Origin of the sequence: Rossellomorea marisflavi, from assembly GCF_009806575.1 — a bacterium.
GTDB lineage: Bacteria > Bacillota > Bacilli > Bacillales > Bacillaceae_B > Rossellomorea > Rossellomorea marisflavi_A.
The window spans coordinates 3,913,275-3,939,039 of sequence record NZ_CP047095.1; the positions used below are offsets into that span (position 1 = coordinate 3,913,275).

Below are 25,765 nucleotides of genomic sequence, written 5' to 3' on the forward strand. Positions count from 1 at the left end.
TCAGATCACTCTTCGATTCCGCGTTTCCTTCTGGCCGTGATGACGATCGTTCCTGCCGAGATGAACAGGAGACCTGCGTACATGAGGTAGCGCATCCACTCTTCACCGGTGTACGGCAGGGTGTTTTTCGGTGTGCCGGATGGGGTTGAGTCCATCGGGGTCCCGCTTGCAGGTTCGGATGGTCCGGATGGCTTGGTCGGTGTTGTCGGTTTTTCCGGTTCTTCTGGTACAGGCGGCTTTTCTTTGGCATCGTTTTTGACCACAATCGTGATCACGCCTTCTTGCCCTACTTCCACTGTGAATGGAATCGGCTCATCCGATGCGACATAGCCGTCCGGTGCTTTGGTTTCCACCAGGCTGTAGGTGCCTGGCACCAGTCCTTCTATATAGGCTTCGCCTTCTTCATCCGTGGCGACGGACAGGAGGATTTCTCCGTTTTCATCGAGTATGTCGAACTCCGCTCCTTGGAGCTTGCGATCGGTTTGGCTGTCGACTTTCAGGATTTTCAGGTTTCCAAGGATCATGAGATTTTCGAAGACGATCTCAAGGGTTTCTTGTTGACTCTTCACGATTTCGAATGGAATCGGTTCGTCATCGAGCTCATATCCGTACGGTGCCTGTGTCTCGATCAGCTGGTAGTTGCCCGGCTTCAGTCCGTCGATGAAGAGTTCACCGTCTTCATCCGTCTCGAGATCCTTTGCCAAGACGTTCCCTTCTCCATCAGTCAGGTCGAACAGGGCGCCCTCAAGGAGGTAGCCTTCCTCATCGATCTTCGTCAATAGTACGGAGCCTGTTGTCAGGTCATTGATGACCTCTACGTTCAGTGCAGTCTCTTGGCCAAGCTCGATCTCAAATGGGATCGGCTCAGATGGGAGGTCATAGCCTGCGAGCGTTTCCGTTTCCACGAACTGATAGCTGCCCGGCTTCAGGTCATCGACTTTGAGCACGCCATTCTCATCGGTGGTCAGATTCTCTGCGATCAAAGTCCCGTCCGTTCTCCACAGATCGAACTTCACGCCTTCAAGTGTGTGGCCCTCTTCCCCTTTTTTCGTCAGGATGACGGAGCCTGTGGCACGTTCGTTTTCAATGGTGACAGTGGCAGGGATTTCTTGATCCGGGTCGAAGACCACTTCCACGTCCACCGGTATTTCGTCAAGTATGTGGCCGAACGGGGCCTTGGTTTCAATGAACTGGTAGTGACCAGGCTTCAGGTTGTCGACGGTGATGATGCCGTCTTCATCCGTGGTCAATCCCTTCCATTCTTCCCCTGTTTCTTTATTTCGGAGTGTGAATTCCGCTCCTTCCAGTGCTTCTTTCTCTTCCCCGACTTTTTGCAGCTGGACCGAGCCGGTCTTCAGCACATTGATGGCCTTCACCTTGGTTGCCGTTTCCTGCCCAAGCTTGATCTCGAATGAAATCGGGCCGGTTCCAAGGACATAGCCATCGATGCTTGCCGTTTCGATGAACTGATAGTTCCCTGGTTTCAGGCCATCGAATTGAATCCTTCCTTCGGCGTTCGTCTTCAATCCTGTTCCGCCTTGGACCGGCTCACCGTTCTCGCGGACAAGGTCGAAGGTGACACCCTCAAGGAGCTTGTCGTCCTCTCCCATTTTCTCCAAAACAACGGAGCTGGTGGAACGCTCATTTTCCTTCGTAATCTTCAACGGTTCCTGCGGATTGAATGGAATCGCAAAGGTCAGAGGGGTTTCATCGAGTACATGCCCCTTAGGTGCTGCGGTTTCCACGAACGAATACGTACCCGGCAGCAGGTCGGTCACGGTGATGGTGCCGGACTCATCGGTCTTCAGGTCGGTCTTCACTTCCTTGCCATCGGCATCAAGAAGCTTGAAGACGGCATCCGCGAGCTTTTCCTTGTCCTCACCCAGCTTGGTGAGTTCCACGGCCCCGCGTTTCAGATCGTTGGTGATGGTGATTTCAAGCGTTTTTTCCTGTCCAAGCTCGATGGTGAACGGATGAACGGGATCTTTGCCCACGAGATACCCATCCAGCGTCTGCTTCTCTACGAGCCTGTAATTGCCCGGCTTCAGATCTTCCACGAGGAGGATTCCGTTTGCATCCGTGGTGAGTCCTTTACGAATCTCTTCTCCATTTTCTTTTTGAAGGTCGAAGGTGACACCCTCAAGCTTCTTCCCTTCTTCTCCTACTTTGAGGATCCGGACAGATCCCGTCGTCTGGTCATTTTCAAACGTCAGCTTCAGGTGCTCCGTTTGGCCTTTGACGATCTCGAATGTGAGTGGCTCACTTTTCAGATCATGTCCTTTCGGTGCCTGTGTCTCAATCAGTTCGTAGCTTCCCGGTCTCAGGTCAGTGATGACCAGCTTTCCATCCTCGTCGGTTGTCAGATTGTTTCTGCGCTCATCCACGTCTACCCCGACGAGATTGAAGACGGCATCCTTGAGTGTGGTTCCATCTTCACTCAGCTTCGTCAGCTCGACGCCGCCTCTGATGATGTCATTGGTCACGGTGATGGTGGTGGATTCGGTTTGGTCCTTCTTGATGGTGACCTCATATTCTTTGCCTGATCCTTTGTATCCGTCAGGCGCCTGTTTCTCAACGAATGTGTAGGTACCCGGTTCAAGGTCCTTCACGACGATCTTACCGGATTCATCCGTTTTCAGGTCGGACCTGACCACTTCGCCTTTGCTGTTCTTCAGATCGAAGACAGCGCCCGGGAGGACAGATTTCGTTTCTTCATCGATCTTGGTCAGTTCCACCTGTTGCTTGATCTTGGTATTATCCACGGTGATCGTATTGCCCGGCTTGGTATCATCTTTCGGGTCGTACGGCTGATCAATGGTCACTTCCTTGGACTCGAAGCCCTTCAGATAGCCGTCTGGAGCTGAATCTTCCATGAGGATATAGTCGCCATAGAGCAGGCGGTTGAATGTGGCGATCCCGTCTTCATCCGACGTGGCGGTGGCGATGGTGACGCCGTTAACCGGGTCTTTAAGGGAGAAGGTCGCGCCTTTCAACACATCCCCTGTCTCTTTGTCGACCTTCTTCACCTGAAGGCCACCGACTTCCCCGCTTCCGTCCCCTTTTCCTCCGGTCCTCTGCACAATGATCGATGCTTCGCCTTTCTTCACATCTTCCCTGGCATTTTCACCTTTGAAGTCGACGGTGTTGCTGACTTTCCCACCGACCTTCTCGAGGATGAGTGATTGATACTCCAGGATGTAAGCGGTGGATACTTCTTCCTTGAAGTCGATCGTGAAGGAATCCGGGTCCTCCTTGAGCGTCAGGACGTAATCCTTTCCTTCCGTCAGTTCCTCCTTCTTCTTCACGTTCCCGTTCGGTTCCACGGTCGTGGAGTAAAGCTTGAAGGAGTCCTTGATCAGCATCTGATTCGGACTCGGTGTATCAAGGATCCTTGCTTTTTGAACGGTGGACTGACCGAAGTTGATGTTGATCTTCCAGTCGATGACCTTGCCGTTCTGCTTGCCTGACTTGGCTGTATACGTGTCTCCGTTCGGAATCGAAACGGAGGCATTAAGATCCGTTTCCTTCTTCTCTCCATTGTAGACCGTGGCCGTATTCTTATAGGATGCCTGGACGAGGCTTACATCCTTCACACTGGTCTTGTAAGTGATTTTATATGGAGAATCGACCGGGTTTTTGAAGATGATCTCGAAGCCTCGCTCCCCCTTGTCGTTATCGATCATCTTGACGGTATAATCGCTCGCCGGTACCCGTTCACCGTCCCTCGTGCCGTTGCCTCCACCCGTAAGATCCATCCGGTACACTGCGATGGAATCCTCCACGAGCTTCTGATTCCCCTGCATGTAATCGACCACGCGGAGCTGATCGAGCTGCTTCAGGTTATAGTTCACGCCGACATTCCAAGTCAGAAGCTTATCGACGGCATTATAGGACCCGTTCTTGAAGCCGTTGAACTGGGTATAGGAATCAGGGGTGAACCGGGAGATGGCCTCCAATGTCCGGTCTTTCCCCTGCTCATCCTTCCAGAACAATTCGGCTTTGTTCTCCAGATACTTTTTCCCTTTATCCGCTCTCTTCTCGTAATCGAAGGCGGTCGTATAGGTGATGCGGTGTGAGGTGCTGATATCCTTCAGGAAGACGATTTCAAAGCCATCCTCCACTTCTTCGAGGGTATAGTCCGTCCCTTCGATGAGGGTTTTTCCTTTGGTCTCGATCTTCAATGTTTCCCGTTTGAACGTGAGACCTTTATTCGTGAAATCATCCTTGAGGACGACATTCTTCATGAGTTGCTCATCCAGGTTGAAGTTGATTGTCCATGGGATCGTTTTGTCTTTGTAATTCGGTGAGCCGTGGTGCTTGAATAGGATCTGCTGGCCGATCGTCTGGCCTGCATCCTTCCTGATTTCACCCGTCGTCACCTCATTGACGATGTTTTCATTTTCATAGACGCGGTCGATGGCTTTCGTTTGATAGGTGATCTTGTAGGCAGCATCGATATCTTGCTTGAATTGAAGGGTGAACCCACTGCGGTTCCCATCGGATTTGTCCACCACGTCGTAGTTCGTGAACGGGGTGCTGCCGGATTCATTTCCGTTCTCATTGATCGTGATTTCATTGACCGTCAGGGTGTCCTTGAGCAGTTCCTGTGATCCATTGAAGAAATCCTCGAGGACGGCATCCTTTTGGGCGATGTTCTTTTGGTTATAGTTATACCGGACTTCCCACGTGATGAGCTGCTTGGCTGCATCATATCCGACGACACGCTTCTGAAGCGGCTGCCCCCTCTGGACCTTCACCGTGGCTTCTGCCGATTTCTCCCCGCCATCGGAGGTCAAGGTCGCCTTATTCTTGAAGTCGGTTTGATCCTCGTCCGTCACATTCGTTTCGTATACAAGGCGGTAAGCAAGATGGATATCATCATTGAAGTCAATGGCGAAATCCTGCCCGCCTGCCGTCTTCGCGATCGTATAGTCACCCGGTGATACTTCTGCTCCCAGGGTCGTTTCCCCGTTCAACTTCGTCTCCAGATGATAGAGCTTGATCGAGCCTTCCTTCAGCTCCTGACCTTCCTGGATCGGGTCTTCGAGTCTTGCATTCTTCAAATCTCCAAGATTCTTATTAAAATCGACCGTCCATTTGATCGTTTCGGCATTATAGGCGCGATTCGGGTCCCCTTTTTTGCTCACATCAGCGCCTTTTGATGGATAGTCGATTTCGATCGTAATGGATTCCTGACCCTCGATGGGCGTGATGACGATCGTCTTATCTTCCGTCACGATCGTCTCTTTATCAAGCTCGGTCCATACTTCCAGCGTTCCTTTGATATTCGAGAACTGCTCGATGAAGTCCGTGAACTCGACGGTTGCTTCTCCCTGCTTGTTCACAGAGAAGTAGCCGACAATCTCATCATTGAACCTCATTTCGGAACGGACGATCTCATCATAGATTTTCAGCTCCGGTGGCATGTTGAACTTGAACACGTCCCCACCCTTATAGCCATGACCATTCTTCAGGGCCCATTCGTACTTCACCGACACAAGGGAGTCTACGGTCGGCTTATCCTGTGGATTGCCTTGGCGGTCTTCGAAGGAAAGGGTCGCTTTGGTGAGGATGTTTTCTATGATGATCCCATCCACGGCCGCGCTTTTCTTCACTTCTTCTTTCTTTTCTTTCTCGTCCTCTTCTATCACTTCCTCTTTGGCCGGTGCATCGGCTTCAGCGGTGTCGTCCTCGACCGTCTCCTCCTTCACCGTGTCATCTTCGGCAGGGGCCTCAGCTTCAGACTCCTTCACCTCTTCGTTCACAGGGGCCTCCGTTTCTTCTTCCGCAGGAGGTTCCACTTCCTCTACTTCACTCACAACGGAAATGGAGATTTCCCCATTCGCTTCAGGATGGTCGGCTGCTGCTTCATTGAACACTACCTTCAGGCCTTCCCCATCAGCCGTATAGCGGCCAATGGCCTCATCACCGGCGAGAAGCTCCCCTTCCTGGGCCGCTTCCACCTTAAGCGGTTCCGGAATCTCCTTGTGATAAGGTTGATCGGCTGTAACCGTTGAACCCTCGAGGGTCCAATGGATGTTCATGCTGGTAATGTTCTGTGTCCCATCGTTCTGTACGGTTTCTCCCTCATCGGTCAGATATTCGACCGTTTGAAAGAGATCCTCTGCTGTTCCTTGTGCCTGCGCTCTCGGTGAAAAGATCCCTGTGGCCAATGTCTGGAGTATGAGCATGATAATCAGTGAAACGGATAAGCTTCTTTTCATCTTCCCCATCCTTTTTTCTATAATTTGCCTTCCTAGCCAACGACCTGAACGTGGACATCACCTGAGCGGATGAGCATTCAAACGAGTAGAAAAATAGGTTTGATCAGAGCATGGTTCTTCAGGAATATGTATTCGTGCTGACCGCTTTTCCGAAAGCAGACGGGAAAGGCGGCAATATGATCCAAGCGAGTGATCTGTACGCACATCAGGAACCCACCATCCAAAAATCATCAACATCCATCTTATAAACGCCTTCAAAAACAAGTCAATGGACTCAACAAAAGCTCTCAAAACTCCTAAACAATCAACAAATACAGACGAGCCACCCGACAAAATACGATAAAAAGAACATAAATCACCTCATTTTGTTCTTTATAAAGAATTAACTAGATGCTACCATCCGGTTATCCGTATTGTCAATGTTGTTTGTGGATTGATTTTTGTTGGAATATAAATGGGAGTTTGATATGGGGGAAATGAGGAGTTTTCGAGGCAAAGGATATAAGTACAAGCCTTACACGGGAAATTTCAAGAATAAAAGGAGACGAATCTATGAAAACTGCCAAATGGCTGCCTTCACCTCGATAAGGTTTCTTACACAACCATGTTTTTTACATACCTTTCTCCAAAACAGCTCACAACAAAAAAACCTCGAATGGCGTTAGCCAATCAAGGTTCCCAATTTCAATAAATATATTTACAAAATGTTATTAACTTCTATAGTAAGTTATATCTAACATCAACTTTAAAATATCTCTAGAATCTTCTCTTTCCATATTATCAGCAAATCTAGAAATTCCTCTGTTTCAATTTTATTCTCACAGTGTTCATCAATTCGGTAATGATGTTCAGCAATTGTGAAGTCTTTTTTGATCATTACACTTGTAGCATTTAATGTGATTTCAAAGTTTTCATTTATCCCTTCAAGAACATTCTTAACATACCCTATATACTCATCGGCTTCTTCTTCTGATGTAATATCTTGAATGAAATCCGAAAAAACACTTAATTCCTCTGGTAACACGAGCATTAGATCACCAAATGGATCTTCCTTAAATTCATATAAGTACTTCATATATCCGCGTCCTTTATTATTTTTTATACAATGGATAAGCTGTAGCTATTGAGCCATCTTTATTCAAGTACATTTCTATTTTTATTCCTGAAGATGTTACGCCTTTAAACTTATTAGGCCCTACTTGTTTTTTATTATCAAAAGCTTCATCTATAGCTTTTAGAACATCAACACGATTCCATTCCTTTGGGAAGAAGGTCGATTTGGCTACTTTCTCAACCCCATCAATATCAACTTTAGCTCGATAAATGCCATTTTTATCAGGGATACTTTCACTCCCTTGAATAATCTTTCCACCCCTCATGCTCTCATGATGATATCCTACTGCTTTTCCACGTCTATTAATTTCACCGTGATAAATATGTTTCATTGTTTGATTATTATATTTACCCTTCCCACTAAACCGTACAATCGTATCCTTAGCCTTCCCAACTATCTCACGGGCTGACTTACCAATTCCCTCGGTTATCTCTCCAACCGTCTTCCCTGGTACATGACCAACGCCCTCCAACACCGGATCAAATCTATTTAGTTGGCCAAACACATTAAAGTTCAAACTTAGTTCAATGTTCTTCACATTTTCCGCAGTCTGCTTCAAATATGCCGATGTTTTAGCAATTGGTCCCTTAATAACGGTGTTGTAGCTGGCTTGTGCCATTTTCTTGAGGACGGCGGGGTTGAGGACGTTTTTGGTTTGTTTGATTACCTCGGCTCCGTTCTCGATGAGTTTAAGAGCTTTCAGGCCCTTTACTCCCATTTTCCCTAGGAGAACCACGCCTTTGGCTGGTGGGAACAGGGTGGCAAGGGTCATTCCGGTGGCCATGGCGCGCTGCCAACCGGTGATTTTTTTGCCGGTGACGGGGTCGTATTCGGCGAAGATCCGTTCTGCATCGTATACGCCTAAGAGTTCGAGTCCAAACTCCCCGGTTTTATCCCAGCCATTTTTGTCGGCTTCCAGGATTTGAGCCCGTGTGAGCATGACGCCCTCTTGGAGTTCATCGAGTTTGGATTGGTATTTCTTCATGTGGTGTTCAAGCTCTGCTTGTACGTCCTTGATTCGCCCAGTATTAGCCTGAGTGATACCAACGAGGAAAGAGCTGAACGTCCAACTCAGTTTACCTAGGGCATCGTCCACCTTGTCTTCTGATTTCTGGATGCCATCTGCCAATTCCTTTAACTGATCAGGATCGACTTTGATCTCTGTCATTTCAGCTCCCTCACTTTCTCAAAGAGCCGATCGATTTCGCTATTTATTTCAGCCATGAGGTCCCTATGAACATCATACACAATCTGCTCCGTCTGGTTCAATTCTTCCACTAACGAATCATATGCTTGTCGGGTTTTACCGCTCCATTCACTGGAATAAGTCTGATTAGTATGTCGAAAGAGCCCCGCACTGTCTTCAAATTCTATGAGAGCTTCCCTAACATTCTCAAGATTATTGGTCAGGGCCGCCGCTTCGGCTAAATATTTACTCCGCTTCAGCTCACGTTCCACTTCTTTTAAGACGTCTAAGATAACAAGCCCTCCCTTTTACAGTATTCTTCCAATTCTATTCTACTGGAAAATCACTACCATCTGAATGGATCATATGAACCAATTGTGATGGCTCTAACATGTGATAAACTCGCAAAAATGTTGCCATTAAAGACGTTCAACCCTATAAGGTCAAATGTACCATTTTGTATTATTTATGTAGTTAGAAGCAGCTCTGCTGCACAACCGGTTAGACTACCACTTTAAGCAGAGCTTCCTCGATTCCTGCTGTCGAAATCAATTGAATCCCACCGAAAATTCAGTTTTTATTTTCCATAAAAGGTTTTATTCTGGTAATATAAGGTGAGAAACGACGGGGAAGGATGACCCGGTTCAACCGTCCCCTATTGTGAAGATAGTAGACAACCAGATGATTCTTGAGGATTTACATATATTTTTGAAAGTTTAGGAGGAAGTGCGATGGCTCGGCGCAGACGATTGAATAGAAGGGGGAAGATCGCGGTGGGGCTTTTGGTTGCCTTGACTGCGGCTCTGTTCTTCTTCCTGGGGGGAAATGATAAGAAAGAGCCGCAAAAGCCGGTGAAGTCGGCTTCTGCTGGTGTGGTAGAAGAAAAACCCATTCTTGAAAAAAGTGATCTTTACCTGACATTTGACGACGGTCCGTCTGAGGAGTCGGGTCGTCTTCTTGATATCTTGAATGAATTCAATATGAAAGCCACCTTCTTCATGCTCGGACCCCATATGGAGAACCATTCAGAGGTCGTCAAGCGGATGAAGGAGGAGGGATTTGGTCTTGCCCTTCATGGTACTTCTCATCAAACAGAGGAAATCTACAGCGGACCTCTGGCGCCGCTTCATGAAATGGTGGAAGCGCAAGCCATCCTTGAGGAACAGACGGGGGTGAAGTCCTCTCTCATCCGCCTGCCCTATGGGAGCGTTCCTTACCTGACGGTGGAAATGCGCGGGAATCTGTCACAAAAGGGGTTCCGCATTTGGGACTGGGACATCGACAGCCGTGACTGGGAGCTGAAGGATGAGCGGTTTATCCAGCACACTATAGAAAGGATCGAGCATATGATCGATGCAGGGGAATCGCCCGTCGTCCTCCTCCATGACCGCCCCGAGCTCACCGACTACCTGCCTGAGCTCCTCCGTTTCATTGAAATCAAGGGATACAAGACGGGCGTTTTGACCGACGAGATGCAGCCGGTGACGTTTCATTGTGAGGGACGATGCCATTCCTATGTGGCGAATGAGGGGTAAATCGAAAGAACCGAATGGGTGCAGTCCGTTCGGTTCTTTTCATTTGTAGAAAGATGCTTGCGAGGTTGTTTATTTCCGGGCTTTGTTCTCTTTATAGAATACAGTCCCTTGGCTGAATACACGCAAAGGAATGATGGCTACCCATGATCACCTTACTTTCGACCACTTACATTGTACAATCCGGAGACACATTGTATAGCATCGCACGGCGCTTTGATGTGACCGTAGCACAACTGAAGATATGGAACGGACTGCCGTCAGATACCATCCAAGTCGGACAGGTCCTCGTCGTCAGCGCCACTCCGGAATCGGACCGTCCCCTTACGACTTACACGGTCAAGGCCGGAGACACGCTCTACAGCATTGCCGGGCGTTTTGAGATGACCCTTGATGAAATCATGAGCCTCAATCGCATTACCGATCCGAGCCGCATACAAGTAGGACAAGTCCTTCAGGTGTATGACAACAGCGGCGAACCCGCTCCCGAGCTCACCACCTATGTCGTCCGAGCCGGCGATACCCTCTATAGCATCGCACGGCGCTTCGGCATGACCCTTGATGAAATCATGAGTCTAAATGACATTACCGACCCTAGCCGTATCCAAGTCGGGCAGGTCCTTCAAGTCTATGACAACGGAGGGAACGGGGAAGCACCGGTGCGCGTGACGGCGAGTCAGTTGAACGCAATTGGCTGGTCTTACAATTATCTATCCGACAGCATCCTGGCTGATCTGAATCTCTGCCTGGAGCGATTCCAGATCACAACCAAATCCCGCTTATGCCATTTCCTGAGCCAGTGCAGCCACGAGTCCGGCGCCGGCCGCTATACAGCCGAAATCGCCGATGGCTCGGCCTACGAAGGCAGACAGGACCTCGGGAACATTTACCCGGGCGACGGGCCGAAGTTCAAAGGCGGAGGATACATCCAGCTCACCGGGCGCTACAACTACACCCTCTTCTCACAGTCTGTCGGTGACCCGGAGATCGTCAACCAGGGAGTTTACTATGTCGCTGAACATTATCCGTGGCAAAGTGCCGGCTTCTGGTGGGAGCTGAACAATATGAACGCCCTTTGTGATACCAACCCGACGGTGCGTCAGGTCACGCTCAAGGTAAACGGAGGAACCAGAGGGTTGGAAGAGCGGACGCGGTATTATGAGAAATGTGTGGCGATCTTTTAGTTCTATGATTCTCAAGGTAACTGGAAGGGAGTAGTCCAACTAACGTTGGGCCACTCTTTTTTGCTAAACGTTTGATTAAAGTAAGGCTATCCGCTTATTAGATTAGGTGGATGATATATCCTTTAAGGGAGAGAATCGAGATCAGCAAGGAAGGAATGCCAAGCTAACATCCTATATTTTTTATAAAATCTATATCTATCCATAGATGCGGTAACTTTACCTATAAATATAAACAAGATAGTGGTTTCTTTCAACACAGCACAAAAAAATGGAGTTTCAATCTGATTTAAAGTCAATCTGGTTTACCCGCCAGTCCCATCTCTCTCATGAGTCGAAGAATGGTCTTTGGATCATGCTGAAAGCCCATCATCTTCAAATGTTCTGTCACCCGCCGATAGGCGTAGCGCCCCTCGTACGTATGGGCAACCAGAAGGATCTGGGCTTTGACGTCGGCATATTTGTCCGGGCGGTCCAACCGTTGTTCCCAATAATAATAGGTGCTGCGAGGAATCTCTGCTACTTCCACCAGAGACATAACATCGTATTGCTCTTTAAGTTCCTGGATTACTCTTGCCTTTGTCTTATTGGAATACTGTTCTTGCTCACCAGCAAGCTTGATCAGACACTTTTCGTAGGCAGTTACAATAGAAGAACATGATACTCCACTTGAATGATTGGATGACTCCTTCAATCTTATCGACATTGTCCAGCGACTCCTTAATTTTGAGAGAATTTCTTATGAGAGGTTTGGCAACTGGTTACACATGTTCTCTCTTAAACCAGTGACATCCACCTTTATATCGGCTGAATTTTTGCATAGTTAAAGAGTGATACATGTACCGTTTCAGTGAAAATTTATATAAGATTAAATAGAACAAAAAAGACGTCCAATCGTCTATAAGCCTTACGATAATGACTTGCTCTGCAGTACATTACCCGCTCCTATAAAGCATTCCCCATAAAAAAATCCGACACTGTTAGACTGGCTAACAATATCGGAGCCTCAATCCAATTGATGATACGAATTCACTCTACTTCCACCGACTTATCAGATTGAACAGTCACTTCATTGGCTGCCGGTGCTGATTTATCTTCTTCTTTAGGAGGTTCAGGAGTTGATGCTTCCGGTGCAGCCTCGGCAGGCTCTTCCACAGCCGGTGGACTTTCAGGCTCCTGCTTCACTTCCTCTTTTGCGGGTTCAGGGGCCTTCTCTACTGGGGCAGGCTTCTTCTGAGGTTCAGGCGTTTTAACAGGCTCCTTCTCCTTCTCCTTTTCTTCTACTTTAGGAGATGGTTCCTGTGCCTTTGTCTCGTTTTCTTCCTTCACGCCCTTCGGCTTATCGCCGTCCTTACAATGAGGATTATTCGTCTTTTTGCCTTTTTCACAGTGACAATTCGGCTTATCCTTTGCCCCGTGCCCATGACACTTATTGTCACTCTCACTATCACCTTCATCTTGAAAGGTAAGCGTCATTTCGAAACTCGTTTGTTTCGTGTCATAGAATAAAGCATACGTGTTAAATGTATGCAGCTGCTTGGTCAGGAGGAAACTGCTGAACCCGATTGCCAAGATGAGATAGAACAGACGCAGTTTTGATGATTTCATTATTCTTGACCTGCGTATAGAGTGAGGTCGAAGTCTGTACGAGCACCCTGTACTTCGTTTCCTGCAGCATGGCTAAGAGTGGCAACAATTTTGTATTGTTCACGATTATACTGCTGGGCTGATCCCTTGGGTGACAACGTTCTTTGATGAAGGAGTCCAGGTTTCCCTTTTAATTCTCCCAAAGTACCATTAAAGACTTTTTTCCCAGAGCGATCCGTAATTAAAAACGTTAAATTCTCTTCCAATGACTTTCTTGCTGCTTCATTGTCCTCTGCTCCTGATATTGAATGAATCGTAATGCTCACATTTTTCATCACTGCATTTACGCTTCCATCATTCTGAACGGCAAAGTACTTTTCCGCAGATTTCTTACCGGGTTTCCAGTATCCATCCCCTTCGTATGGTCCTTCTGGGAAACTAAAAAACAGTGGCTCTGGAAGTTCTTCATATGCAGAGATTTTCAACGTACCCATCTCAATCTTGTTCCCTGCACTTGAAGCCTCTGAATAGAAATCGGAATAGGTGGTTCCACCGAAACCGGAACTAAATAACGCTGCGCCAAGGACAACAGCCAAGTGTCTTTTCTTCATGAATTCAACACCCTTCTAGTAAAGATAAAGCCGGACCTTTGGTAGCGCCCGGCTATGAATTAGAGAGTTAGTCTTTTTGAGAGAGTTTCCAAGAAATATTTCCGGAGAGCTTCAAGCCTTGAAGGTGATTCTGGTTACCACTAACTCTGTTTACTTTTACAACTGGCTTTATTGTATAACTTTGACCAGCAGCAAGAGTCTGTCCTGCTAGATAGGCATTTGCTTGATCGTACAGAGCAGGAAGTTGACCAATTGGTACTTCACCAATAGAAGATCCATTTACATAAAGACCAATTTTAATATCGTTATATTTCGATAGGTCACTGATGTTATTTCCATTTCCATCTTTTAAGATGTAACTATCCACATTCACAGATAGTTTCCCATCTAAAGTACCATTATTTTTCACTGTGATGCTTTGACCTTCCACTACAGATCCTGGCTTTAAGTTTTCACCGTTCAATAATGCTCCAACATCTCCCGTTTGCTGAAGCTTCAATGTACCAAGCTCAATTTTATTCCCTGAAGAACTAGCTTCCGAGAAGAAATCCGAATAAGTGCCTGTAGACGCTCCAGCTCCGATTACCAATGCTCCAGCCATCATGGTTCCGATAAGTGCTTTTTTCATTTTCATTATTTTCATTTCCCCCATCGTTTTAATTGTTTTTGACCGTACGAACTAATGAATGGTATTAGACAGATGAATCAGGCAATGATTGTATGTACCTGATAATGCGCTGCTTCCTCACCTCCCTTCATGCTTCAACGGATATTACGATTCCACTGGGTATGGGCGGCTGCCGCGGTCTTTTTTGTTTTTTCGCTTTGTGATGAATTCCATGATGATCAGGGTAAGACCAGGAATTCCGATGAGGACGATCATGCCCCAGATACCTGTTACTTTATCCATCAGGAGACCGAAAGCAGGAATTCGTGCTACATAGGTTCCGCGCATTTCGTCTCCTTTGATCATTTCCGGATCTTTTGAAGGATTGGCATCCCCTTTTGTTTGATACGATAGGCCGCCGTCTTCCTTCATTGAGGTGATGCGGTGGGTCACGAGCTTTCCGTTATGTTCGAATGTGACGATGTCACCTTTTTTCATTTCCTTCACAGGGGTGTCTTTCACGATGATCATGTCACCTGGCTCGATGACCGGGCGCATGCTTCCCGATAAGACGGTCAGGAATTTGTAGCCAAAGACTGAAGGAATCTCTCCCGGGTTCATTTTGGTTTGAGCGAACAGCATGACATTGAATGCGACGAAAAGCGCCAGTACCCCCATTAACAGATAGCCAAAGATCTTCCCTACTTTTTTCACTGTTATCCCCCTTGATTTTTGTTCTTTAAAACGAACAATCGAATTATAAGAAAACACCAACCAGAAGTTGGAGTGTCTGTTTCACATGTATTAATTTACCACGTTCACTCACCGTAAGAAATAGAAACCTGTCGACAAAATCAGCACAAATACCCAATAACAATGTATTACTTTCAGTCTATTCTATGAAAATATTAGGTACGTCTCACTTCAATCTGTCGAAATACGACGAATAATAATTCATTATAAAGAACATAATGTATTGGCTCTCCTTGATTTTTGTTGAAATTATTATTCAACTAAATTTGTTTTACCCCTTTCACTTCTATAGGTAGCGGCATTTAAACCAAGAAAAAACGCGAACCCATGAGTTCGCGCATATCTCCATCACCAGCCCGCGTAAAATTGGATATTCACCAACGACACATAGCTTCCATTATTCCTTTCAACCGCCAAATTACCATTAACATCAAGCAATACTTTAGAATTGGTATCATCGTTTGAGTAGCAGCCAAAGATATGATTATTGTATTTTGGACGATATCCAACTGGCAAGGTAAGAGCTATGACTCCCTGGCCGACTCTTCCGTCCCGAATGATCCCCTGTAAATGAACCACTCCAGCATTGTCCTTTAGTGCTCTTGCCTTATAATTCGTTTCATTATAACTCTTCCAATTGTTCGTTAATTCAATATCTATAGGAACGACATCCCTGTTTATCTGTCCACCCTGTACACCTTCCAATCCAATATTGGCGCCATCCACCCAAGGTGTGACCCCATTACGATATACCTCAGCCGCTTGTGCTCTGATGGCAACGCTTGAAGGCGTGTTTCCATGCATATTGGTACTATCCACCCTTACACTGGACCCATTCTGCGATAGAATACATAAGCTTTGGCCGTTAAAATAACTCGAATTAACGCTGCCTCTTGAACCATCAAATTCTACAGCAGGTTTTGAGGATGCCCTAGCAAATCTACAGCGATGAACCGTTCCATACTGAGTCCTGGAGAAGCGAATGCTAGCAGAAGTCTTTTCTGGTTCTCCCATGAATTCAAAGTGATCAATCCTACAAAGCCCACTTATATCATAGAATGTCATGGATTTGACTACTATTCCTGTTGGAGTATCAGCATTTACAGTACCATCCATACGTTGGAAATAAATCGCAGCACCCGATATCGATTTCACTACGACTTCTTCGTTATACGTACCATCCTTCACAAAGATAAAGCGATCGTAATTGATGACCTTCGGAATACTGTCAACTGCTTGTTGGAGGGTCTTAAACGGTCTGGCTGCACTTCCATCGTTTGATCCGCTCCCCCCTACAGAATCGACATAGATATTAACCCTCGATGAAGTCAGACCTGCGACCTTCTGTAAATTCTCCGAGTTCACTATTTCTAAATTCCCTTGATTAGAACCAACATACATTTTATGGGTATCTGTTGTAACTGCGGGTACACCTAAGCCCAATTTAGGCAGGTTTTCTTCTAAGTAGCTTGTAAATTGAATCTGATCAGACATATTCTTCCTCCTTCATTGTTGCTCGTACCTTATTAAAAGAAGAAGAAATAGATAAAATCACAACTAACCTAAGAAAATCTGACCCCCTCATAGAAATTCACTCTATTAGGGAGTATAGTTTTCGGACCGTCAACCACCCCTCTCTTAGCTTGTTCACCCCTATCACGGATATAACCATATGTCCCCTTATAGCAAAAAGTCACTTTTTTGAAATTGAATAAAGAAATGAACTTGATTTCTTACTTCAACTTGTACGAGTGTGTTTTTCTCCTTTTAGGAAGAATATCCAGAGTGGACTATACGCAAACTGACACTACTCTACCTTATATCGAACACTGAGGTTAAAAGCTAAAAGCATTAGCGGTCTTACCCCTACTTAAGCCCAACGACAAAAAACCAGCCCGTAGGACTAACTAGCCTAGTTCCAACAAGTCTCTTTAGCCATTGACGCATTAAAATGTTCGAAAAGCGAAGATTTCCTACAGGAGCCATCAGCGTGTATGCTGGTATGCCTATCTAATATTGAATTCTCTGTCAGTCAACCACACACCAATAGGATTTGTTTAAATGGCAACAGCAACCCAAAAGGTGTTTTACTGCCTTTTAGTTATAGGTCAGTCTTCAATTACTTTTCTAATTAATACAGGTCATCCACCTGTTATCTACTAACTTACTGACTTATGATAGTCACCTTCAATTAAATCTTCTCTGCTTCCTCTTATCCTCCATCTCAATTCACACATAAGCCGACGGATTGTCTTTGGGGCGTGGCGGACCCTTTTCCTCATCAAGTTTTCTATTATCCGTCTTTAGGCATAGAGCCCTTTGTACAAGTGGGCAACCATGAGGAGGCCCTTTTTCACTTCGGTGTATTTATACGTGCTGCGCATGCGTTTTCCCCATTAATGAGTCTTACAGGGGATGTCAGCGGCTTGGACAAGTGCCAAGATTTCTTATTGATCCTTCAGTCCACTGATGACTTGAATAGGTCTCTTGCCTACAAGAATATACAACTACTTCAGATGGAATTCGGTCATTTCATGACTAGGGCGTTTGTATTATTATGAAGTACTTTTTGTATACATCTTCTAGCCACTCTTAGTTTTCGTTAGGGAAAGTGATATTCCCTCATCATTTTTTAGTTGTATTGATTCGTTCTTATACGCAATTACCAGATTAGGAAATTCGTATAATTTTAGTATCCTATCCCAATGAAACGGTCGTTCTTAAGCATCAAACACTTGAATAAAGAAGCTGTCTTCACCAGTAAAGAGAACCAGATCTCAACACCAGATGCCAAAGCAGAATCCCCTGCGCCATCCAGCTCGGTCGAAACACTCGCCAGCAACTGGCCCGCAGCCGCAAAAAAGAGCTGCTCAGCCATCAGAAGGACGGAGACCCCTTCCACCTGGCCATCGTCGGATCCCCTGCAATGGGGAAGGAAGACAACGGATGGGGACCAGCGCTTAAAGCCAAGATTGAAGAATCCTACAAAAATCTCGTGAAGGTTACCCTATATGAATACGACATCTCATCGATCGAGTTCACCCAAGGAGACGCCACAGAAGAAGTCCTGAGCGAATCACCGGATCTCGTCCTCTATAAACCCTTCTCCCTCATCAACAATACAGTCGGCGTTCCAGAGGACCAGAACGAGGAAACCATCCTCACCATCCAGAACAAACTAAAAAAAGCCAACAAGCACGCCACCCTGCTCCTGCAGCAATCTTATCCGATCGGTGGCGCCACCTATTATTCAAGGGACATCAAAGAGCTGAAAGCATTCGCAAAAGAGCAATCCGTCCCTTATCTTGATCACTGGGAAGCCTGGCCGAAAGGTGATGAGCTTGAAGATTATCTTGTGGAAGATCAGGATGGACTGAATGAGAAGGGGAATGAGGTTTGGTTAAAGTATTTAGAGAAGTATTTTATTAAGTGACATACTTCGAGTTACCTTATTGACATGTAGTAACAAGCAAAGCAGCTAGACTCTGGCAAGCTGCTTTGCTTTTATTATAATATTCGTAACTATGAAGATTGATTAAAGTCTTTTCCTATCCCAATTTACGCCTTTATTCACTACTTTTGCTGGTGTTCCAGCTAAAGTACAATTCGGTTCATCGAAACGTTTGGTAACAACAGATCTTCCACCTACAATACAATTATCTGGAATAGCCGCACCCTTAGAAATCAATGCACCTGCTGAAATCCATACATGATGTCCGATTTCTACATCCTTGGCCAAGTTCGTTCTCACGCCTGTCTCTGCATCAACAATTGAGTGGGCATCAGTTGTTCTAACATCAATATTGTTGGAGAACATACAGTCGCGTCCAATAGTTATGTTTTTATTCTCCGATGCTAATAGGTAAACATTATGTTGGAATGTAGTTTTACTACCTATCTTTACAACCTGCCTGTTTCCCTTTAGAAGAATGTGACCTTGAATTTTACACTTCGCACCTATATATACTTTGTTATTATTACCTTTTATTTCTATAAAAACATTTTTTAAATTAGTATTTTCCCCTATTGTAACAGTATTCCCAGTCCCATTCACAAATAATTCTACTTTTCTCAAAGAAACAGTTTCAGGGAGAACTAGAGTATTTCCTTTTCCTGTTATATTGGTATTTAAATTCGGGATCGATTCTTGTAGCTCCATTTTAATCTCCTTTTTCTTTTCTTAATGTAAGCTTCATTGTCCGGTCTTCCGCATTAATCACTATTTTATATTCTTTTGTGGTTAAATAATACAATCTATTTTGATTACTAACTACAGAAGATTCTTGTAATAATTGATTTAAAAAATCATTATTTAGGTCTATATCCTGTATTGTTATAGAGTCAGCTTTACCGTCTTCATTAAAGTGGTACGTAACTTTATCGAAGGAATACTCTAAATAATCTCTTCCAAAATCATCGCTACCTTCATCCGTCAATTCAAGTAGTTTATCTTTAATTTCATCATGGGTCGCTTCTAGAAATGCCAGATAATAACTATATGAATTAGTGAATATTTCCGGAAGGAATTCTAACATATCTCTAACAGATACGTCGAAATCTTTAGATTCCTTGAGAATTTCTACATTTGTATTTTTGGTGTAATAGAGTTGACCGTTATACTCTATAGAGTACTCTTTCCCTATTTTCTCTTTTGCAAATACTTCAGTACCAAAGGGAATCTCTTCAGTATCCCCTTTTAATTCGCGATCCTTAAATATCTTTACCTTCTCTTTAGATGCAATCGCCTCTTCCTCTAGTATTTCCGGTATTATTTCTTGGGGTATGGACTGATCAGGTGTCTCACCACCTCGATCTAACGTCTGATCGTAGATAGTATTGATAAATCCAGATGTCTTCACTTCAAACATTTGTAATACTGCAAAAGTTAAGAGCATGACACCAAAAAAGATCATTGATATATCTCTTATTCGTTTTGACACACGAATTTTTTTGGTTCTCTTGCCTAATCGATCACTTCCACCAAAGTCCAGTTGACTCGAAAGATTATCTTTCCTATATTGCTTTTTATCAACTTCACTAAGCTCGTTAAACCAACTGATAAACTCTTTATAGTTCTGAAGAACTTCCTTTTTATCACCAAATTCTTTTAACTTCCCAAAGTGTAGCCACATAACCCGGTCTGAAAATGAGCGTATTTGTCCAATAGAATGACTTATAAAAAAGATGGTCTTTCCCTGTCTTTTGAACTCTTCAATCTTTTTCAAGCACTTCTCATAGAATGTGCTGTCTCCCACCGATAAAGCTTCATCAATTATCACTATGTCCGGATTCGTATAAGCAGAAATAGCAAAACCTAATCGCGATTTCATCCCACTTGAGTAGTTTTTAACAGGCTGGCTGATAAATTCTCCGACATCTGCAAATTCAATAATTTCCGGGATTAATTCTTCAATTTTACTTTTATGGATACCAAGCATTAAACACTTCAATTCAATATTTTCAAGGCCACTAAGATTATTGTTTAATCCAGCGGCAATAGCAATAAGAGAAGAGTCCCCCTCTAACTTAATTGAACCTGAAGTAGGTTCTGTCACTTGAGCAAGAAGGTTTGAAAGTGTTGACTTACCAGAACCGTTAATCCCCACTACCCCAATGCTTTCTCCATGAAAAACCTCAAACGATATACCTTGAAGTGCGTAAAACTCTTTGGATTTCTTCCTAAATCTAAATAAATCCAGCAATTTATGAAACTGTTTTTTATAGAATACATAACTCTTGGAAACATTCTCAAATTTCACTTTTGGCTTCATGATATATAAGCCTCCAACTACAAATAATCAATAAACTTCTTTCTGAATTTCATGTGGAGCGCTGCCCCGACGAATAACATTAGCAGTGTTACCACCCAGAAGTAAAACATGATATTCAGGTCTGCAAAAAACCATTTCTGATATAAAAAAGTGTTTCTAAAACCATCAATAATATAATAAATTGGATTAAGCTTTACGATGGGATCAAAGAAAGCCGGCATCATCTTTATGTCCCACAATATAGGAGATAAATAGAACAGAATTCTTAAGGTGGATTGCAACAGCGATTGAAAATCCCTTACAATAGTCGATATTGTTGAAAACAATAAAGTCGTTGCATATAGGAATACAATCATACAAAAAACATAGTAGGGATACTGAATTAAGTAGATGCTTGGTTCAATTCCTTTAAAATGCAGGATAACTGCCATAATTAAGGTCATGACTATAAAATTAAACAAATTGCTTACTATGCTAACAGAAGGAAGTATACTGATTGGGAATTTCATTTTAGAAACTAGCCTTACTTGCTTGTATACGCTGTTGGAACCCTGATTGATAGTGGGGTTGATGAAAAACCACGGAATAATCCCTACTATTAAAAAAGTAAAGAAAGGAAAGCCATTGACCTCTCCTCCACTTCGAATGCCTACACCGAAAATCAACCAGTATACGGAAATTTGGATAGCTGGATTAAGGAACTGCCAGACTACCCCTAAGTAATGCATTAAATACTTGCCTCTAATTTCATACACGGAAAGCCTGAAAATCAAATGAATATTTACTAATTGTTCTTTTATAATTTGTAAGACTGATATCATAAAAATTTCCCTTACTCTTCAGATTTATTACGACTTTTGTTAATCCGTTGAATAGTTTCTTCTAAGGACAATCTCTCCATGGTTAAAGGGTCTGCGTATCTTGGATATAAAATGTAGGCTCCAATCAAAAGCTGTTCTTTAGTAAGCATTCTTTTTCGTCTGTCTACATTCTGCCGATCATCCGTTAGTCCCCAGCCAGAATAGAAAGGTGCTCCCAAAGTCGTCACTTTAATCCCTCTAATGAGCGCTTCAAACCCCGATAATGATGTAATGGTATAAACGTGATCAACTGTGTTCAGCGCATCTGCCAGACCAACAGGTGAATCAATGACCTGAACGATGTCCCTTACATCTTCAGGATTTGACTTCATTTTCCTTCTACCGCTTAATACGTCCGGATGAGGTTTATAAAAAACCTCACAGTCCGGATTTTCTTTTACGGCTATCCTTACTAAATCATTGTTTGAATATCTTATCCGACTTCCCTTCCTAATGGAAGCATCGTCTTCAACTTGGCCAACAACAAGAACTCTCCTTAGTTTCTTTGGGCCATATATATTACTTATATTTGAGGAAGGAAGATGATTATACTTACTTAATTTAAGCATCTGGAGCATATGAATGACTTTATTCGCCCTTTTTTCCAAATCCGGATGTTCTCCAAAAGGGAAGGTATTCAGTAAATATTCCAAATCACTTTCTTTGGTCGAGTCAAAGTACATTCCCCTTTTATCTAAGCAGATAGAGTATGGGGGCGTAAGCATAGCGCCCAACCCCACCGATCGTACGAACCCATCTTCCAATCTATAAAAAGGTACTTTTTTTACGTTTGAATGTTTAGAGAAATACTTATCACTTTTATCATCGTAACCCCATGTAATGATAACGTACTGATTTACCCACAATGAGATAATAGTAAGAATTTTAGGGTTAATGTATTTAGGAATGAACAAACAGGTATATTCATCGAGCAGTGCTTCAATAGCGCCTTGTTTCCATTTCGAAACCCTGAAAACCAAAGCAATTGTTTTTGAATTACCTCTATGGCTATTAATAAACATGATTTTCACAAAGAAACGTACATACTGTAAAGCGACGTTGACTATTTTTTTAACCATTTTCATGTTTAATTAGCTTGTGTAACCAATGTTTGTTTTCTTTTTTTTTGATTAATTAAGAAATTGATTACATCAAAGATTGTACCAGGACCTCCGTTTACAGGGTCTAAGTAGTTAGGATAAATCATGTACGCTGCTGCAAACATTTCAACAAGAGATCGTTTTTTATTTCTTCTATCATTGTTCAATTCATCATGCGTTAATCCCCAGCCTGCATAAAATGGCATGCCATAGCAATGCACTTCTTTACCAAGCATTAATGCCTCAAACCCAAACTGAGAAGTCACTACATAAACTTTGTCTACCTTTTCCAGAAGTGAAATCGGATTACAATCCTCAGACAAGAAGATAGTACCATCCGCTACGTCTTCAGGGGAGATATTCCCCTGTTTCTTTCCAGAAATTACATCAGGGTGAGTTTTGACGTAAATATCTGCTTCAGGATTGTCCTTAACGGCTTTTTTATACATTTCTATGAAACTCTGTTGCTCAGCAAGTCCCAGTGAGATAGACATATCACCAAATGTTTGATCGACTACTAGAACTCTTTCTCTACCATTCTCTTGGAACACTCCATCTTTTAGCATAGGTGCATGATTATACTTGCTTAAATAATTCTGACGAATCAGTTCCATCGCCTCTTTTGCACTCGTCAATATGTCATGTGTTTCCCAACCGTCCTGATTAAGGATGTTTTCTAATCTAGATGGTCTAGTGGCATCATAGTAAATCCCGACATCATCTACACATAAAGAAAGTGCAGGACTACCATTAACACCGAGGCCCTCTGATCTTAAGAAACCATCTTCTAACCCAATATAAGGAATACCATTTGCATTAGAGAACTCAATAGCTTTTTTTGCACTTTGCTTCAAACCCCATCCCACTACAAAGTCTAAAGCATCTTTGTTTTTTGAGGGTTTGAATTCAAGATTCGACCCTGGAAGTAGTGAACTCAGATTTGGTATATCTTTAATACCTTTAGAGAATACACCAATAATTTTATCCTCTAATTTAACTTTATTGAGTTCCTCTTTAACGTTAGTTACATTATCTAAGGACTCTACTTCTGTTTCTGAAAGATCCTCTATATTCTCCTCATCACTATCATGATTTTCCCTAAAGAATTCATTCACTTGTGTATCGTTCAATGATTTTAAAAGGTTTATTGCTTCAGTAAAGGAACAAATCTTCTTAGTGAAAGGATTGATATATATAGTGTGTTTAACAAAGATACCCGCAAACAATTCAGTTGGACTAAGCTTTCGGTTCCGTCCCTCAACCAACCCGCGATCGTCCGTCAATCCCCAGCCTGCATAAACCGGGTTACCAAAGGTTGTTACTTTTTTGTTTCGAAGTATGCCTTCCAAACCTCCCATAGAATCAAGGGTATAGATATGATCTACACTTCCCATTATGGCTGACAAATTAGTAGGATCTTCTAACACAATTACCGAAGAGAGCATATTGTATTTAGAAATGATATGGGGATTACCAATTAATTCTTCAGGATGAGGTTTAAATATGATTTGTGCATCCGGATTCTCACTCTTTGCCATCCAAATGAGATCCTTATTCGTCATAAGATTCTTTTTAACACTTTCATTCATTCCTAGTACTAAAATTTTTGTTGCATTAGAATTGTCTATTTCGTAGGATTCTTCTAAACCGTTTGAGACATTTGTAATCGATACACCTGATTTCAAGTAGTGTTCCAATAACTCCGACGACTGCTTCATGAGTTCTTTATCATCTTTGAAATTAAATTCATTAAGAAGGTCTAAAAGTTGATGACTTTCTTCAGAACAATTATCAATCATAATCGAGAACGTTTTTTTACCTGCTACCTTATTCTCACTTGTTAGGAGATGAGTAAACATATCACTGATGACCTCAACATTGATCCCTTCATCATTCGCTACAGCTACAAGCTTGTTATCCATATAATCTTCCGAAACATAAAGGAAATGATTTGATTTCTTTCCTATTTTCACTCTTTTTCTGAAATCTTGATTAGATTCATTTAACGATATGAAGACTATATGATCATCCGGAAATAATGCCGTGAAGATTGATTTCTGATTCTCATCAATTCCTAATATATATCTGTGAATTGAAGAACCGTCACCTTTAGAGGCCTCATTAAATTTCTTTAAATTCCCCATAATATCTAAAGCTTCCTCAAGTTGAATGATTTTCTTAGTGAAAGGATTGATATAGGTTGGGTATAAAATATAAGCGGCAGCAAAAACCTCTTCAATGGTTAATACTCTTGTTCTGCGAGTATTGACTTGTCTGTCATCAGTAAGACCCCATCCCGAATAAAATGGTGAGCCCATTGTTGTAACTGGAATTCCTCTTAGCAATGCTTCAAAACCTGATAATGATGTAATTGTATAAACGTGATCAATTGTATTAAATGCATCCGTCAAACTTAATGGTTCTCTAATTACACTTGCGATACCTACAACATCATCTGGATTGGATTGCATCTCACGTTTCCCAAATAACACGTCCGGATGGGGCTTGTAGATAATTTCAGCATCTGGATTTTCCATTTTTGCTATCCAAACGAGGTCATTATTATTCATTGTTACTTCACAGCCCCGCTTAATAGACTGGTCGTCTTCAACTTGACCAACAACTAAAACTCTTTTTTTAAGTTTTGGACCGTAGATACTTTCCACATCTTTTTCATTTACGTTATTGTATTTACTAATATTCATTTCTTTTATTAGTTCGATCCCATGTCGGGCTCTCTCCAGCAACCTAGGATCTGCATTAAAGTCAAATTCATTTAGGATAATCTCTAAGTCGCTCTCTTCTGTGGCATCATAATAAAGAGCTTTTGAATCAATACACATTGAAAGGGGGAAGCTCTTTTCCGCTCCCAATTGAACAGATCGTATAAATCCATCCTCCATCCTGAAGAATGGGATCCTCTTTTGTTCAGCATATTTTTTTAACCTTACAGGCTCTTTATAACCCCAAACTACAAATACTTTATCCTTGAATTTCTCTACTTCACGAATGGTTTTGTTGACAGAAAGATTATCGGGTACAAATTCCACTTGGTAATCCTTTAAATATAGTCTTGTATGGTCATGTTTCCATTTGCTAAAACCGATTGCAAAGGCGATAGGTTTTTCAGATTTTTGTTTAGGTTTAAATGATCTATATACCCGAGATAGAGATTGAAAGTTTTTTTCTCCAACAGTCGCCTTGATTTTTTTCTTGAAATTCCCCAATTGGATCCCTCA

Annotated in this window: 20 protein-coding genes; 4 read left to right on the plus strand and 16 right to left on the minus strand. The window is 43.2% G+C overall.

Annotated elements, in window-relative coordinates; genetic code table 11:
* Nucleotides 1–5: 5 nt before the first annotated feature.
* Complete coding sequence (locus D5E69_RS20230; RefSeq protein ID WP_159130138.1) at nt 6–6,224, minus strand: SpaA isopeptide-forming pilin-related protein; 6,219 nt, start codon at nt 6,222–6,224, stop codon at nt 6–8.
* A 110-nt stretch (nt 6,225–6,334) separates the two neighbouring features.
* Here D5E69_RS20230 and D5E69_RS23505 point away from each other — a divergent pair, with 110 nt between their 5' ends.
* Nucleotides 6,335–6,472 (plus strand): hypothetical protein, encoded by a 138-nt coding sequence (locus D5E69_RS23505; protein ID WP_187427022.1) that lies wholly within the window; start codon nt 6,335–6,337, stop codon nt 6,470–6,472.
* A gap of 497 nt (nt 6,473–6,969) precedes the next feature.
* Here D5E69_RS23505 and D5E69_RS20235 read toward each other — a convergent pair whose 3' ends face one another.
* From D5E69_RS20235 to D5E69_RS20245, 3 genes are read right to left on the minus strand one after another with little or no spacing between them, the layout of a single operon-like run.
* On the minus strand, nt 6,970–7,299 hold the full coding sequence (locus D5E69_RS20235; protein ID WP_159130139.1) for a tRNA-Val4: 330 nt from the start codon (nt 7,297–7,299) through the stop codon (nt 6,970–6,972).
* A gap of 16 nt (nt 7,300–7,315) precedes the next feature.
* Nucleotides 7,316–8,506: an EndoU domain-containing protein gene (locus D5E69_RS20240; protein WP_159130140.1), complete on the minus strand. Its 1,191-nt coding sequence runs from the start codon at nt 8,504–8,506 to the stop codon at nt 7,316–7,318.
* Nucleotides 8,503–8,796, minus strand: a complete 294-nt coding sequence (locus D5E69_RS20245) for a hypothetical protein (RefSeq protein ID WP_159130141.1) — start codon at nt 8,794–8,796, stop codon at nt 8,503–8,505. Before D5E69_RS20245 ends, D5E69_RS20240 begins: the two co-directional genes overlap by 4 nt.
* A gap of 459 nt (nt 8,797–9,255) precedes the next feature.
* Here D5E69_RS20245 and D5E69_RS20250 point away from each other — a divergent pair, with 459 nt between their 5' ends.
* Nucleotides 9,256–10,059 (plus strand): polysaccharide deacetylase family protein, encoded by an 804-nt coding sequence (locus D5E69_RS20250; RefSeq protein ID WP_159130142.1) that lies wholly within the window; start codon nt 9,256–9,258, stop codon nt 10,057–10,059.
* Nucleotides 10,060–10,202: 143 nt separating this feature from the next.
* Nucleotides 10,203–11,240 carry a LysM peptidoglycan-binding domain-containing protein gene (locus tag D5E69_RS20255; protein WP_159130143.1) on the plus strand — a complete coding sequence of 346 codons (1,038 nt, stop codon included), beginning with the start codon at nt 10,203–10,205 and terminating at the stop codon, nt 11,238–11,240.
* 292 nt (nt 11,241–11,532) lie between these two features.
* On the opposite strand, the gene D5E69_RS20260 is transcribed toward D5E69_RS20255, so the two are convergent.
* The 7 genes from D5E69_RS20260 to D5E69_RS20290 form a co-directional block, all read right to left on the minus strand.
* The gene (locus D5E69_RS20260) at nt 11,533–11,943 is read right to left on the minus strand and encodes an IS3 family transposase (RefSeq protein WP_159130144.1); all 411 of its coding nucleotides are present in this window, start codon (nt 11,941–11,943) and stop codon (nt 11,533–11,535) included.
* A 323-nt stretch (nt 11,944–12,266) separates the two neighbouring features.
* Entirely contained in the window at nt 12,267–12,845 is a 579-nt protein-coding gene (locus D5E69_RS20265) for a hypothetical protein (RefSeq protein ID WP_159130145.1), read from the minus strand.
* On the minus strand, nt 12,845–13,435 hold the full coding sequence (locus tag D5E69_RS20270) for a hypothetical protein (RefSeq protein WP_159130146.1): 591 nt from the start codon (nt 13,433–13,435) through the stop codon (nt 12,845–12,847). The genes D5E69_RS20265 and D5E69_RS20270 overlap by 1 nt, the downstream gene beginning before the upstream one ends.
* A 67-nt stretch (nt 13,436–13,502) precedes the next feature.
* Entirely contained in the window at nt 13,503–14,069 is a 567-nt protein-coding gene (locus D5E69_RS20275; protein WP_160140911.1) for a TasA family protein, read from the minus strand.
* Between the two features lie 138 nt (nt 14,070–14,207).
* The gene (locus D5E69_RS20280; protein ID WP_142129539.1) at nt 14,208–14,756 is read right to left on the minus strand and encodes a signal peptidase I; all 549 of its coding nucleotides are present in this window, start codon (nt 14,754–14,756) and stop codon (nt 14,208–14,210) included.
* Between the two features lie 387 nt (nt 14,757–15,143).
* On the minus strand, nt 15,144–16,289 hold the full coding sequence (locus tag D5E69_RS20285; protein ID WP_159130148.1) for a hypothetical protein: 1,146 nt from the start codon (nt 16,287–16,289) through the stop codon (nt 15,144–15,146).
* A gap of 1,195 nt (nt 16,290–17,484) precedes the next feature.
* Nucleotides 17,485–17,673, minus strand: coding sequence for a hypothetical protein (locus tag D5E69_RS20290; protein ID WP_159130149.1), 189 nt, complete (start codon nt 17,671–17,673; stop codon nt 17,485–17,487).
* A 48-nt stretch (nt 17,674–17,721) separates the two neighbouring features.
* Here D5E69_RS20290 and D5E69_RS20295 point away from each other — a divergent pair, with 48 nt between their 5' ends.
* The gene (locus tag D5E69_RS20295; protein WP_159130150.1) at nt 17,722–18,228 is read left to right on the plus strand and encodes an SGNH/GDSL hydrolase family protein; all 507 of its coding nucleotides are present in this window, start codon (nt 17,722–17,724) and stop codon (nt 18,226–18,228) included.
* Between the two features lie 102 nt (nt 18,229–18,330).
* On the opposite strand, the gene D5E69_RS20300 is transcribed toward D5E69_RS20295, so the two are convergent.
* Genes D5E69_RS20300 through D5E69_RS20320 form a run of 5 tightly spaced genes read right to left on the minus strand, consistent with a single transcriptional unit; the run spans nt 18,331 to nt 25,753 of the window.
* On the minus strand, nt 18,331–18,954 hold the full coding sequence (locus D5E69_RS20300; RefSeq protein WP_159130151.1) for an acyltransferase: 624 nt from the start codon (nt 18,952–18,954) through the stop codon (nt 18,331–18,333).
* A gap of 1 nt (nt 18,955) precedes the next feature.
* Nucleotides 18,956–20,566: an ATP-binding cassette domain-containing protein gene (locus tag D5E69_RS20305; protein ID WP_159130152.1), complete on the minus strand. Its 1,611-nt coding sequence runs from the start codon at nt 20,564–20,566 to the stop codon at nt 18,956–18,958.
* A gap of 17 nt (nt 20,567–20,583) precedes the next feature.
* Entirely contained in the window at nt 20,584–21,387 is an 804-nt protein-coding gene (locus D5E69_RS20310) for an ABC transporter permease (RefSeq protein WP_159130153.1), read from the minus strand.
* A gap of 11 nt (nt 21,388–21,398) precedes the next feature.
* On the minus strand, nt 21,399–22,511 hold the full coding sequence (locus D5E69_RS20315; RefSeq protein WP_159130154.1) for a capsular polysaccharide export protein, LipB/KpsS family: 1,113 nt from the start codon (nt 22,509–22,511) through the stop codon (nt 21,399–21,401).
* Between the two features lie 2 nt (nt 22,512–22,513).
* Complete coding sequence (locus D5E69_RS20320; RefSeq protein WP_159130155.1) at nt 22,514–25,753, minus strand: capsular polysaccharide export protein, LipB/KpsS family; 3,240 nt, start codon at nt 25,751–25,753, stop codon at nt 22,514–22,516.
* Between the last annotated feature and the right edge of the window lie 12 nt (nt 25,754–25,765).